General features: G+C 47.3%; 14 protein-coding genes and 1 tRNA gene. 9 read left to right on the top strand and 6 right to left on the bottom strand.

Annotated elements, in window-relative coordinates; all coding sequences use genetic code 11:
* Window positions 1–3: 3 nt before the first annotated feature.
* The 5 genes from ispE to minC form a co-directional block, all read right to left on the bottom strand.
* A complete protein-coding gene (gene ispE, locus ABF86_RS01330; protein WP_011634214.1) occupies window positions 4–840 on the bottom strand; it encodes a 4-(cytidine 5'-diphospho)-2-C-methyl-D-erythritol kinase in 837 nt (278 codons plus the stop codon).
* A gap of 24 nt (window positions 841–864) precedes the next feature.
* The gene (lolB, locus tag ABF86_RS01325; protein WP_242500224.1) at window positions 865–1,476 is read right to left on the bottom strand and encodes a lipoprotein insertase outer membrane protein LolB; all 612 of its coding nucleotides are present in this window, start codon (window positions 1,474–1,476) and stop codon (window positions 865–867) included.
* Window positions 1,477–1,607: 131 nt separating this feature from the next.
* Window positions 1,608–1,904 carry a cell division topological specificity factor MinE gene (gene minE / locus ABF86_RS01320; protein ID WP_011634212.1) on the bottom strand — a complete coding sequence of 99 codons (297 nt, stop codon included), beginning with the start codon at window positions 1,902–1,904 and terminating at the stop codon, window positions 1,608–1,610.
* On the bottom strand, window positions 1,904–2,713 hold the full coding sequence (gene minD / locus ABF86_RS01315) for a septum site-determining protein MinD (RefSeq protein ID WP_011634211.1): 810 nt from the start codon (window positions 2,711–2,713) through the stop codon (window positions 1,904–1,906). Before minD ends, minE begins: the two co-directional genes overlap by 1 nt.
* 25 nt (window positions 2,714–2,738) lie before the next feature.
* Window positions 2,739–3,464, bottom strand: coding sequence for a septum site-determining protein MinC (gene minC, locus ABF86_RS01310; protein ID WP_011634210.1), 726 nt, complete (start codon window positions 3,462–3,464; stop codon window positions 2,739–2,741).
* A gap of 261 nt (window positions 3,465–3,725) precedes the next feature.
* Here minC and ABF86_RS01305 point away from each other — a divergent pair, with 261 nt between their 5' ends.
* The 8 genes from ABF86_RS01305 (at window position 3,726) to ubiD (ending at window position 12,548) form a co-directional block, all read left to right on the top strand.
* On the top strand, window positions 3,726–4,283 hold the full coding sequence (locus tag ABF86_RS01305; protein WP_041353473.1) for a Slp family lipoprotein: 558 nt from the start codon (window positions 3,726–3,728) through the stop codon (window positions 4,281–4,283).
* A gap of 132 nt (window positions 4,284–4,415) precedes the next feature.
* Window positions 4,416–5,690, top strand: a complete 1,275-nt coding sequence (locus tag ABF86_RS01300; RefSeq protein ID WP_074684496.1) for a hypothetical protein — start codon at window positions 4,416–4,418, stop codon at window positions 5,688–5,690.
* 266 nt (window positions 5,691–5,956) lie between these two features.
* Window positions 5,957–7,405, top strand: a complete 1,449-nt coding sequence (trkA, locus tag ABF86_RS01295) for a Trk system potassium transporter TrkA (protein WP_011634207.1) — start codon at window positions 5,957–5,959, stop codon at window positions 7,403–7,405.
* 23 nt (window positions 7,406–7,428) lie between these two features.
* Entirely contained in the window at window positions 7,429–8,886 is a 1,458-nt protein-coding gene (locus ABF86_RS01290) for a potassium transporter TrkG (RefSeq protein WP_041353472.1), read from the top strand.
* Window positions 8,887–9,050: 164 nt separating this feature from the next.
* Complete coding sequence (locus ABF86_RS01285) at window positions 9,051–9,449, top strand: response regulator (protein WP_011634205.1); 399 nt, start codon at window positions 9,051–9,053, stop codon at window positions 9,447–9,449.
* A 67-nt stretch (window positions 9,450–9,516) separates the two neighbouring features.
* Window positions 9,517–10,053: a chorismate lyase gene (locus tag ABF86_RS01280; RefSeq protein ID WP_041353471.1), complete on the top strand. Its 537-nt coding sequence runs from the start codon at window positions 9,517–9,519 to the stop codon at window positions 10,051–10,053.
* A 78-nt stretch (window positions 10,054–10,131) separates the two neighbouring features.
* Window positions 10,132–10,992 (top strand): 4-hydroxybenzoate octaprenyltransferase, encoded by an 861-nt coding sequence (gene ubiA / locus ABF86_RS01275; protein ID WP_074455622.1) that lies wholly within the window; start codon window positions 10,132–10,134, stop codon window positions 10,990–10,992.
* Between the two features lie 92 nt (window positions 10,993–11,084).
* A complete protein-coding gene (gene ubiD / locus ABF86_RS01270; RefSeq protein ID WP_074455623.1) occupies window positions 11,085–12,548 on the top strand; it encodes a 4-hydroxy-3-polyprenylbenzoate decarboxylase in 1,464 nt (487 codons plus the stop codon).
* A 90-nt stretch (window positions 12,549–12,638) separates the two neighbouring features.
* Here the strand turns inward: ubiD and ABF86_RS01265 are convergent, their stop codons facing one another.
* Window positions 12,639–13,124, bottom strand: a complete 486-nt coding sequence (locus tag ABF86_RS01265) for a hypothetical protein (RefSeq protein WP_074455624.1) — start codon at window positions 13,122–13,124, stop codon at window positions 12,639–12,641.
* Window positions 13,125–13,285: 161 nt separating this feature from the next.
* Between ABF86_RS01265 and ABF86_RS01260 the strand changes: the two genes are divergently transcribed.
* Window positions 13,286–13,376: transfer RNA gene (locus tag ABF86_RS01260), tRNA-Ser, on the top strand.
* The last annotated feature ends 224 nt before the right edge of the window (window positions 13,377–13,600 follow it).

The following is a 13,600-nucleotide window of genomic DNA, read 5'->3' as shown; positions in this document are numbered from 1 at the left end:
ATTCTAAAAATCCGACAAAGGATGTCTTGCAAGCCCTGGTGCGATAAAACCACTCATACTATCAGGCAATTGTCTGAGTACCTCTCGCGCAGCAGATTCGGAAGGAAACTCTGCAAACACACATGATCCGGAACCGCTCATTGCCACTTTTGTTGATCCATGCCGCCCTTTTAACCAATCCAGCCATTCGGCGATAACAGGCTGCAAACGCATCGCGACAAGCTCAAGATCATTATGTCCCTGCGCCATGGAAAAGGCCGCCATTTTGATGGGAATCGTGTTTCGTGTCAACTCCCTGCTGGCAAAAACTGCCGCTGTGGAAATCGGAGCAGGTGGCGTCAGAACGACATACCATGCGGGTGGCAAGTTAATCACCTCCAGTTTTTCACCAACTCCTTCAGCAAATGCGTTCCTGCCATAGATAAATATCGGAACATCAGCGCCCAGTTCCAGCCCCAATGCCATCAAACGTTCTCGCCCCCAGTTAATTCCCCACAATCTGTTCAGAACGATTAATGTTGTAGCAGCGTCAGAACTTCCCCCCCCCAATCCTCCTCCAAGTGGAATATTCTTGCTCAGATGAATTCCGACTCCGAGCATTTCTTTACCGGATCTCTTCTGCAGTAGTTTTGCCGCCCGAACACATAGATCATCCGTATCTGTCAGGCCGGGAACCAGATTCAGGTGTCTGATAACGCCATCATTGGTAACATCAAAGCCCAGTTGATCTGAATAGCCGATAAAACGGAAAACTGTCTGCAGCAAATGGTAACCGTCATCTCGCCGTCCGATTACATGCAAAAACAGGTTAAGTTTAGCCGGTGCTGGAAACGTGTTCATACCCTATATGAGAATTAAAAACTGTTACGGCAGCTTCCTGTCCACTCCAGTAACGCCCTTTGCCTCTTTTTCCCATTGATCAACAATCAGCTTCATCTTTACATCCATTCTACTGAATTCCAATAACCTGGGCAAAGCCGGAACAGTTGGTTGTTCCGGGTAGTAACTCTGGTAGGCAATATTCCATCCATCCTGCCGAATTGCTACAGTGCGATTATTCCTATTCAGATCCTTTTCAGCAATGGTGCCCGGATAATGTTCTCCGCGTACCCAAAATTGCAAACCAGCAAGAGGAAGCTCCCAGCCCAGTACCTGGTTGGTAAGATATTCCGCACTTTGCGCCTGATAAATTGCTGGCTCGGAAGTTGTCAGGCGAACCCCCGTCTGATCCTGGAGAATTTCTGCAACAACTTGTCCAAGAGGAGAAAACAAATAAATCTCATCGCGCTGCCTGGTATGTCGCCAGCGTATCCCGCCTGAAAATTTCTGCTGCTTGGCATTCACTACCAGCCTGCCGGTAAGTACAAAGGGCTTTCCTGAAGTATCAATCTGTTCATGCACAGGCTGAATAACAACCGTTATTACCTCAGCACGGTGAATTTCAGGCCCGGCACATCCGGCTAAAATCAGAATCACACCCAGAATCCACTTCCCACATCCAGCTCTACTGGCATTCAAACCGGGAAAGCAGAAAAGCACAACGCAAATCATCTCAAGAGATCTGGCAGCCAGCCCCCTGCAAAAAATTCCTGACGAATTTCAGTCATCTAAAGCGCATTCCGGATCATATCTTGTTGAGTATTCCGGGGATTTTGTGTATCCGGTAGAGTAATATTCAGCTCCAGCGTTTCCTGATTGTCATCCTGTTCAAATTTTACAGATATAGCATCCTGATCCACCTGTACATATTTCCGGATAACCTGCATCAGTTCTTCCTGCAACTGCGGCAGATAGGATGGCTTATTGCGATAATAACGCTCATGAGCAACAAGGATCTGCAACCTTTCCTTAGCAACCGAAGCCGTTTTAGATTTAGATGATTTAAAATAATCCAGTAAGCTCATTATTTACCTCCAAACAGCTTTCTGAAAAACCCTTTCTTGCTATCGATAAAACGAAGGGGCTTTTTTTCACCAAGATAACGCGCAACCACATCTGCATAAGCCTGGCCGGCATCGCTTTTTTCGTCCAAAATCACAGGGATTCCCGAGTTTGATGCATTCAATACTGACTTGGACTCTGGAATAACACCAAGCAAGTGCAATGACAAAATCTCCTGCACATCTTCCAGACTCAACATTTCGCCCGATTCAACCCTGTCCGAATCATAACGTGACAGCAGCAGGTATTCCTTGATTGGCTCCATGTTCAACTCAGCCCGGCGCGATTTGCTCGCCAGTATTCCCAGCATGCGATCTGAGTCCCTTACGGATGAAACTTCTGGATTGGTCACGACAAACGCATCATCCGCGTAATACATAGCTAGATAGGCACCTTTTTCGATACCTGCAGGTGAATCACAAACAATATATTTAAAATCTTTGGAGAGCTCTTCCAGCACCCTGCCCACCCCTTCCAGATTCAGCGCATCTTTATCACGTGTCTGTGATGCAGGAAGAATATAAAGCTGATTGCAATTTTTGTCCCGGATTAATGCCTGATTAAGATTTGCCTCACCATTAATGACATTGACAAAGTCGTATACTACGCGGCGTTCGCACCCCATAATTAAATCCAGGTTACGCAGACCAACATCAAAATCAATGACAGCAGTTTTATGCCCTCTTTTTGCCAGCCCCATGGCAATAGCAGCACTGGTTGTGGTTTTGCCAACCCCTCCCTTCCCAGATGTTACAACAATAATTCTTGCCAATTGAATCTCCTTCTCAGAAATATTTTTAGCTTAATTCTTGGATGATCAATGCTTGGTCCCGTAAATAAACCTGTACCGGCTTCTTCCTGGAAATCTCCTTCAAATCTTCGATAGTCTTATAAATCCCCGCAATCGATACCAGCTCCGCCTGCAGATCCAGGCAAAAAAGTCTTGCCTCAATATCTCCCTGCACACCAGCTAAAGCACGCCCTCTTAATGTGTTGTAAATATGGATATTGCCTTCGGCCATAATTTCCGCACCGGCGCTGACTTGTGCCAGAATCACCAGATCACTGGCAGCGTAGACACGCTGACCTGAACGTACCGGCTGAGTAATCATCATCGCTGGAGCATGAACTGCATCCCTGATTACAGCCTGAAATTCAGGAACGGCATCGTCCTTTTTTTGTACTTCAGGCAAAACAGGGTTACTACGGCTACGGCCAGAGTCAACCGGAACAGCCAACGCCAATGCCTGCTTTTCCTGCAGCGGATCTCCACCCCTGATCCCGACAGGAAACAGACTCAATTGGCGAAGGCGTGATATAAGCGCTGCGACATCAATTTCCATGTCATTTTCATTCAACTCGCTTAAATCAAACAACACAGGAGAATTTCTGAAAAAGCCGGGAGCGCTCGCAATTTTCTCCTGCAATCGCTTGCTGATCATTTCCATGTCATTGCTGTAGAGAACCAGGATTGGCACAAAAGAAGTGGCGCTCCTGAAATCTAAGATAGAAGACTGATTCATATTAGCAATTCCTCAGCCTCGTACAAAACCGGCTATGATGCAAAGACATGTGAAAAATGGAATTATGCAAGATAACCCGGGGCCGGATATAAAAAGCATTATTATACCTTTCAATCAAACGGAATAAACTGGTTTGATCAGATATCCGACAAATTACTTACAGTCTGAACAAAACAATGTAATGCGGAAAGATAGCCGCACGAATCTTGCTACAGAGGGTTTGTCTAAATCAAAGCTTATTACTCATCAGCCAAGAAAAACATGAAACCCTCAATCCCGTTTCGCCTTCTGCTTTGCAGCCTGCTCTTCCTAGGTGCATGCACCAGCATGCCGACAGATATCAGAAATTTTGCGGCTACAGACATCCCCTATCAACTGATCAATCAAAGCATTGATACCTATAAGAATGCTCCGATCCGCTGGGGAGGCACAGTTATTGAAGTGGAAAATGAAGCCGATTCCAGCCTGATGCAGGTACTTTTTTATCCACTTGATCGTAACGGATACCCACAAACCAACAAACTCGGAGAAGGGCGTTTTGCTGTCGAAACCAGTGAATTCCTGGACCCGGCAATTTTTGTCAAAGGAGCGGAAGTGACTATCACCGGATCAGTAAAGGGGGGTATTGAGCGCACAGTTGGAAACAAAACCATACATATCCCGCTCATTACAGCCAAGGCCATCCATCTCTGGTCGCAGGCTTATCGGGAAGATAATATGTACTGGAACAGCAGATACCGTTACGGACCTTATCCCGGCTATTACGGGTATCCCTCTTTCTACAACGGCTATTACAGACCCTACAGATTATGGTGGTAATACCACGCTATTCTTGCTCCATTCATCTCGGTGAGCATCAATATAAGCCATATCAGACTGGAAGTGACAAAGACCAATCGCCAGATGGTAGCCGGATTGTATTCGATCTGATATAAAACCACATTGATCTGTATGCGGAAATTACTCAATCTGACAGGGATCAGTTTGCTGGTTCTTATTACCATTCTCGCGGGAGCCACTTATCTGGCTGTCGATACCCGACCGAAGATAGCGAGAGAAATCTCTATCACACCAGAACAAATTGCACGTGCGAAAAGTATTCTTGATACCCATCGCTACCAGGTACTTCCCGGCACATCCGCTACAATTAGAATTCTGCCGGATGATATCGATAATGCACTGAACTATTTGGCTTACCATCTCGGACGAGGGTATGCACAAATCACGGTGCATGACAAAACTGCACAGGTTCAATTAAGCCTGCCAATCCCGTCGGAAATAATGGATGGTTATTTAAACCTACGGGCCACGTTGACTGAAACAAACGGCCTTCCTGAATTCAGCTCGATCAAGATTGGAAATCTGTATATCCCGGGCGTATTTGCCAACTTGCTGTTTGAAAAATTTCTGACATGGCTGCAAATCACCAACCCCGACATACGCGCCGGAGTAGATGCCTTCAGAAAACTGCAGTTATCCCGCAACGAGGTAATCATCACCTATTACTGGAAGGGATGGGGTATTAACAATACCAGCCATTCATTAATCAATCTCCCTTTTTTCGATCAACAAGCACTGAACAGATTACTGCGCTATCACCTTTTTCTCAATGAAAAGAACCGCCGACAGGTTTCACAACCGATCCCATTGTCTGAAATACTGGCACTCATCATGCGAGAAACCATCCGCCATGCACCACATGAAAACGTGCTGGAGGAATTTCGGGCTGCAATACTGGTAACAGCATTCCATGTTATACATGTTCCGTTCAAGTTGATTATTCCGGAAGCTGCCAATTGGCCGAATCCGGTCAAAATCAATATCACGCTGGACGGGCGCAGTGATCTTGCCATGCACTTCATGGCTTCTGCTGTCATTACCGCCTATTCGGACACGATACTGTCCAATGCAATTGGTTTATACAAGGAGCTGGAAGACGCACGTTCCGGTAGTGGATTCTCTTTTAACGACCTCATTGCAGATCGCTCTGGTACGCGCTTTGCTGAAAAAGCCATGGCCAGTCAGGATTCTGCACGCAGAATGCGCAATATAATCCTGTCCGGAATTCGTGATGATGATCTCATTCCCCAGTGGTCCGACTTGCCTGAACACATGTCTGAAAGTACTTTTAAAGCCCGCTTTGGAGCCATCAATGATCCCAGATATCACAAAATCATGGATGAAATCGAGCGGCGTGTTGCTTCCCTGAAATGGTTGCATTACTGAATTTCGGCAATCCCTTTTTCAATACAAACAAAAAAACTACACCAGTCAGATCATATATCTGCTGAAAAAGATAAGACACAGCGTCTCTATATTTATACCGTGCATAACCCCGGCTCTTCCCTTTCTTGGATTTGGGGTAGGGATGATATAACATGACGCAGTTTTTACTTACCAACCAACCATGCAATCTTCCGCTCCATGATCCACCATGAGCCGAAATACAGGCAGTATCAAATGTTATCGACTTGTGAAAGCAGGCATCTCTAGTGAAAATCGTTATTCTGGGAGCAGGTCGAGTCGGATCAACCGTAGCTGAAAGTCTGGTCAGCGAATCTAATGATATAACCGTCGTCGATCAGGCAAGAAGCAGTCTCACGCCGCTGCAGGAGCGACTAGATTTACGCACGGTCATCGGCAGCGCCTCTCACCCTAACGTCATGATCCAGGCAGGCATGGAAGACGCCGACATGATGTTGGCACTTACCGGCAGTGATGAAACCAACCTGGTTGCATGCAAGCTGGCCGCCAGCCTGTTTAATACACCCACCCGGATAGCCCGCATCCGGACCACCGATTATCTGGATCACCCGGATATATTCTCGAAGGAAAATTTTTGTGTCGATTTTGCAATTTGTCCGGAACGAATCCTGACCCAATACATAGAGAAGCTGATCGAATTCCCGGGCGCATTACAAGTACTGGATTTTGCCTCTGGCAAAGTCAGCCTGGTCGCGGTAAAGGCTGTTCGCGGAGGGCCGCTGATCGGGCGTCATCTGAAAGAACTACGCCAGCATGTCCCAAATCTGGAAACTCGCGTCGCAGCAATTTTTCGCCACAACCACTCGATTATCCCCGAGGGCAGCACCATCGTCGAAGAAGGAGATGAAGTATTTTTCATCGCCTCTTCTCGTGATATTCGGGCTGTCATGAATGAATTGCGCCGCATGGATAAACCTGTCAGACGAGTGATGATTGCTGGTGGTGGCAGAATCGGCCGACGTCTGGCTGAAGTATTGCAACAGTCCCATCAGGTACGGATTATCGAACGGGATATCAAAGTATGTGAATCACTGACTCAAAGCCTGCATAACGTACTGATTCTGCATGGCGATGTTACCGACGAAGAATTATTGGAAAGTGAAAATATCAGCGAAATGGATATTTTCTGCGCGCTGACCGATAGCGAGGAAAACAATATCATGGCTGCCCTGATGGCCAAACGAAAAGGAGCACGCAAGGTAATTGCACTGATCAACCGCAGTATTTATGTGGATTTGATGCAAGGTAGCGGAATCGATATTGCCATTTCACCCGCACAGGTCACGATCGGTTCACTGCTGGCTTACGTTCGCCAGGGGGATGTAGCGGTGGTGCATAGCCTGCGGCGCGGTGCAGCAGAAGCTCTGGAGCTGGTAGCTCACGGCGATGCTAGTTCTTCTCGGATAGTTGGCCGCAAAATCGAAGAGATCAAATTACCCAGAGGAACCACCATTGGTGCCATCGTACGCGGCCTACCACCTAGGGATGTTTATCACCAAAAATTATCTGAAATAGAAGAAAATAGCGTTTCTGATCAATGGAATCAGGCTACGGTGATCATCACACATCATGATACGGTGATCGAGCAGGACGATCACGTCATTCTATTTGTCGTCAATAAAAAAATGGTGCGACAGGTTGAAAAATTGTTTCAGGTCAATGTTGGTTTTTTGTAATCGCATACTATGAAATATTTCCTGTGAATCACTTCCTTGCGGTAGCCAATATCCTGAGCAGGGTAATACTAATGTTCGGGCTGGTTTTGCTGATTCCCTGTGGCGTTGCCTACTGGATGAAAGATGGATCATTGCCTGTCTTTCTCGAAACTTTATTCATCACACTGGGATGTGGCGTAACAATATGGCTGCTGACATACCAGTTTAAACGTGAGTTGCAGATTCGGGACGGATTTCTGCTGGTTGTACTGGTCTGGCTGTCACTACCTGTGTTCGGAATGCTTCCCTTGTTCTTTTACTTTCCAGAACTCGGCGTTGCCAAGTCATATTTTGAAGCTGCTTCCGGCCTGACTTCAACCGGCGCAACAGTATTGATGGGGCTTGATGAATTTCCATACGCTATTAACCTTTGGCGCTGTCTCATGGCTTGGATAGGCGGGATGGGACTAATCGTACTGGCAGTAGCGATTCTACCCATGCTCGGTGTCGGGGGAAGGAAGCTTTTTAGTGCAGAAATCCCCGGGCCAATCAAGGAATCCCGACTGACACCCAGAATCGCGGAAACAGCCAAGCGCTTATGGCTGATCTACGCTGCTTTGACTGTTGCCTGCACAATTGCCTACTGGCTGGCTGGAATGACCACTCTCGATGCCATTGCTCACGCTCTGAGCACACTAGGCCTAGGGGGATTTTCTACCCATGATGCCAGTTACGGATACTGGGATTCTCCATTGATCGAAGCCATTGCAATACTGTTCATGCTGATTGCCGGCATCAATTTCTCAGCACACTTTGTTGCCTGGCGTGCCAGAAATTTTTCCGCTTACCGCGCTGACCCGGAAGCAAAACTGTATATCTTGATCACGCTAAGCAGCTGCATCGGCATAACCGGTTTTCTCTGGACCAAAGGTATTTACACGGACCCCCTGGTTGCTCTACGTTATGCTGCTTTCAATGTGGTCTCCGTTGCCACAACCACTGGCTACAGCAACACTGATTATGCCCTCTGGCCAATTTTCGCTCCGCTCTGGATGCTATTTCTATCCGGCTTCTGCACATCCTCAGGCTCGACTGGCGGTGGTATCAAAATGATCCGTGCGCGCATCCTGTTTCAGCAGTTCTTTCGTGAAATGATTATCATTATGCATCCACGCGCAGTTTCTCTGGTTAAAATTGGTAAAAACATTGTCGCCAATGAAATTATTTTTGCCATCCTGGCATTTTTATTCGTCTATCTGACCAGCATCGTGCTGATGACACTGGCACTTACACTGAGCGGCCTAGACGAAATTACTGCTTTCTCGGCCGCTGTTGCCTGTCTGAATAATCTAGGAGCAGGGTTAGGGAAAATTGGGCCATCTATGAACTATGCTTCATTGAATGATTTTCAAATCTGGCTGTGCAGTTTTGCCATGTTTCTGGGCAGATTGGAATTTTATACGCTGATGATTGTTTTCACCCCCGCCTTCTGGCGGAAATAAGGCTGACAGAATATTCAGACCGAATTGAAGCAACCGATAATGCGTTATTATAATAAGGAAAAATAAGCCTGTAGTTAAAAGGAAAGTTGGACAAGAACGAGCTCTGGCATACAAAATGAAAACCTTGCGAGAGACCTTGAAAACAGGGAGAAATTGTGACTGAAATGGAAAATGATCTAGCAGGTATCAAAGTGATGGTGGTTGATGACAGCAACACCATTCGTCGGAGCGCTGAAATTTTTCTTGCGCATTCAGGTTGCGAAGTAATCCTGGCTACAGATGGATTTGATGCAATGGCCAAGGTTATTGATTATCAACCAGATATCATCTTTCTGGATATTGTTATGCCACGACTGGATGGTTACCAGGCCTGCATGCTGATCAAGAAAAACCCCAGATATCAATCCGTGCCGGTTATCATGCTATCCAGCAAAAGTGGATTATTCGACAGAGCGCGCGGCAGAATGGTCGGCTCTGACGAATACCTTACCAAGCCGTTTACTAAAGAAGCACTGCTCGACACAGTCCGAAAACATACATCAAAAAATAGAGTACCGGCCTAATCCTGGATTCTAATTTTTATAGACTTATGTTACAACTGGCTTCCCCGTTTTCCATACTCTTGTCGTAATGAAGGCCAACCCGCCTCTGGCGTGGCATCCTGTCCCTGTTTCTGCTCCTGTTAATCTCCGCTGGTGGCTGATGCACCAGGAATCCCTCACTCGCCTGCTTCAGGCACACTGTGAGCATTTCCGTGTTGAACCTGTTTTTCAGACACTGGCAACGGCATGCATTGACGAACTGGAAGTCATGAATCTACGCAGACAAAATCAGGTATTGGTACGGGAAGTTTACCTGCGTTGTAATGAAACACCGGTTGTATTTGCCCATTCGATCGTTAAAAAAGAACATTTACGAGGGGCATGGCGCGGGTTAAGCCGTTTGGGTAATCGATCATTGGGCACTATGTTGTTTACCAACCCGCTAATACAGCGCACTCCTCTTGCCTTCAAGAAACTGAAACCGCACCACCCATTATTCGAGCGTGCCTGCAAACAACTGCAGATGCGCCCAATCAATCTCTGGGCAAGGCGCTCGTTATTTATCCTATTGCGGCAGCCGATACTCGTTACAGAAGTATTTCTGCCTGCAATCCACCAACTATAAATCGATAAAATACTCTATCCCGGCCGGCCCAAACAGGCTGGAATACTTTACTGACCTGGTTTTTATGGCTTTTATAATATGACTTTCAGTGAACGATTTTCTGCATACGCCAGGCTGACCCGGCTAGATAAACCAATTGGCATCCTGCTACTGTTGTGGCCAACATTGTGGGGGCTGTGGCTAGCAGCCGATGGTATGCCGGATCCAATGATTCTGGTAATCTTTGTGCTCGGCACGATCCTGATGCGCTCTGCTGGTTGTGCTATCAATGATTTTGCCGATCGAAAGATCGATCCTCATGTTTCTCGAACCCGTAACCGCCCACTGGCAACTGGCATCATCAGCTCTCGTGAAGCGCTGCTAGTTGCTGCTGGGCTAAGTTTGTGCGCCTTTTTGCTAATTCTACCGCTCAATCTCCTGACAATCCTGCTATCCGTACCCGCCCTGCTCCTTGCCATCTCCTATCCGTTTACCAAACGCTTTTTTGCCATGCCTCAAGCGTACCTCGGCATAGCATTCAGTTTTGGCATTCCCATGGCATTTGCGGCACAAACGGGAACTGTTCCACCGCTTGCGTGGCTACTGGTATTGGCCAATCTGTTCTGGGTTATTGCTTACGACACCGAATATGCACTGGTAGATCTGGCAGACGATCTAAAAATTGGCATCAAAACTTCTGCCATTACGTTTGGACGGTTTGATGTAGTGGGTATCCTGCTGTGCCACATTACCTTCCTGAGTATTCTGACTTATGCGGGAATATTGCTGCAGCGCGGTATCTGGTTTTATGGCGCCTTACTGGTGGCATTGGGCCTGGTTATCGTTCAATACACCATGATCCGCAACCGTGAACCTGCCCGTTGTTTCCAGGCATTTTTGCATAACAACCGGGTTGGAGCAGTCATATTCACGGGCATATTGCTGGATACACTGATTTGAGTTGATCAACCAATCTCACCACGAATCTGGCTCAATGCTGCGCTGCACCAACGTACTCTGTTTAATTCATTCACAAAAACTGGATCTGTTTTATGAAATATAACGATCTACGCGATTTTCTCGCACAGCTTGAGCTTCGTGGAGAATTGAAACGTATTGACATTGAAGTTTCTCCCCATCTGGAAATGACGGAAATCTGTGATCGCCTGCTTAAACAGGCCGGTCCGGCAGTGCTGTTTGAACGACCGGCTGGGCATACAATTCCAGTATTGGGTAACCTGTTTGGCACCCCGGAACGAGTGGCGCTGGGCATGGGACAGACATCCGTTTCTGCCTTGCGTGAAGTGGGAAAACTACTGGCTTACCTCAAGGAACCCGAACCTCCAAAAGGGCTACGCGATGCATGGGACAAATTGCCGATATTAAAGCAGGTGCTCAACATGCCTCCCCGTGAATTGGCCAGCGCTCCCTGCCAGGAAATAGTGTGGGATGGCGCTGATGTCGATCTGAGCAAACTACCCATTCAAACCTGCTGGCCGGGCGATGTGGCACCACTGATCACCTGGGGACTTACAGTCACACGCGGCCCGCATAAATCCAGACAAAATCTGGGAATTTATCGACAACAGGTCATTGCTCCCAACAAGGTAATTATGCGCTGGCTGGCACATCGCGGTGGCGCGCTGGATTACCGTGATTTTTGTCAGACCAATCCCGGGGAACCCTACCCTGTTGCGGTTGCGCTGGGTGCTGATCCGGCAACTATTCTCGGTGCAGTGACCCCCGTTCCCGATAGTTTAAGCGAATACCAGTTTGCCGGCTTGTTGCGTGGCGCAAAAACTGAAATAGTCAAATGTCTGACACATGATCTGCAAGTCCCCGCCAGCGCGGAAATTGTGCTGGAAGGCTATATTTACCCGAATGAAACGGCATTGGAGGGGCCCTACGGCGACCACACCGGCTATTACAACGAGCAGGAAACCTTTCCAGTGTTTACTATTGAACGGATCACCATGCGCCGCGATCCGATTTACCACTCCACCTACACTGGCAAACCACCGGATGAACCAGCCATTCTTGGCGTCGCCCTCAATGAAGTATTCGTACCATTGTTGCAAAAACAGTTTACCGAGATTACCGATTTTTACCTGCCACCAGAAGGCTGTTCTTACCGACTGGCTGTAGTCAGTATGAAAAAACAGTATCCTGGCCACGCCAAGCGTGTCATGTTCGGTATCTGGAGTTTTCTGCGCCAGTTCATGTACACCAAGTTCATCATCGTGACCGATGACGATATCAACATCCGCGACTGGAAAGAAGTCATCTGGGCGATAACCACTCGAGTTGATCCGGTACGCGACACTCTGATTGTGGAGAACACACCGATTGATTATCTCGATTTTGCCAGCCCTGTATCCGGGCTCGGCAGCAAAATGGGACTGGATGCCACTAACAAATGGCCAGGTGAAACATCCCGTGAATGGGGTCGCATCATCGAAATGGATGCGGCCGTCAAAGCCAGAGTCGATCACCTCTGGCAGCAATTGCTATTTTGACCATTCAGCCGTAGAGATGGATACCACAGCTCCCTTCACTCCCCGAAAAAAGTAGTCGGACTTCATAATCAGGTCTGCGCAAACTGTAATCTACCGAGTATGTGAATGTGCCCCATGTTTTCCATGAACATCTTGTGCACCCTGCTCGCCGGATTGCTGGACAGTACCAATTTGATAGATAGCATGACATGCGGTGCACCGTCCCAACGCCTTGCTCAATTGCTGCAACGTATGCTTGGTATCCTTCCCGGATTCTGCATCCTGTGCAATTCTGTCAAAATCCTGATGCATGGTCATACCCATCAGCATAAACTGCTCGGGCAGGATTTTATCCATATGTCCTTCCATTTTATGCGGCATTTCCACCCCAAGCGAACGAGCATGACGCGCGACAGCCGCACTGTCATCCTGCGCAAGCGCCTCTAGAATGGCACCTGTACCGGTTAGTAGCATACGCATTTCACCCAGCAGATGATTGCGCTGCATTTCATTCAAAGGTAAAATCTGGCGCTGGTCAACGCCATCGGCCATGGCAGTCGTCATAATAAAACCCAAAGCAAATATAAAAATCTTCATCAAATTGACCTCCTTATTTTTTACAGTGCTGGCTGAAAACACATCATTTTCGCCATATCACAAACATTAGTAAACACTCCAAAGAAATAAAACACACTGCTTATTGCTCCCTGTATCAATCTGGTTTATCCTTTACGGCCCGCCAAGCAAGAAAATCAAAAGGAGAAGTGACCGAGTGGCTGAAGGTGCACGCCTGGAAAGCGTGTGTACGGTAATACCGTACCGCGGGTTCGAATCCCGCCTTCTCCGCCAAAGATATAGCAATTAATACCCACCGTCAACAAACAAACCCGCACAAACACTTAATCTAGCAGCATATCTAGTCATTCATTGGCAACCTTGGTAAAACCGGGTAACATTTCAAAAAACGGGTAGAAAACCGGATATATTTTTTACCCATTTCATTTCTACCCGGTTTTACCAATGAAACTAACTGATTCAGCCATTCGAGCTGCAAAACCCAAAGAGAAGCAATA

The sequence above is a fragment of the Nitrosomonas sp. GH22 genome (assembly GCF_009833115.1).
Classification (GTDB): domain Bacteria; phylum Pseudomonadota; class Gammaproteobacteria; order Burkholderiales; family Nitrosomonadaceae; genus Nitrosomonas; species Nitrosomonas eutropha.
The sequence above is the reverse complement of the archived record's forward strand: the minus strand, read 5'-3'. Positions and strand labels throughout refer to the sequence as shown.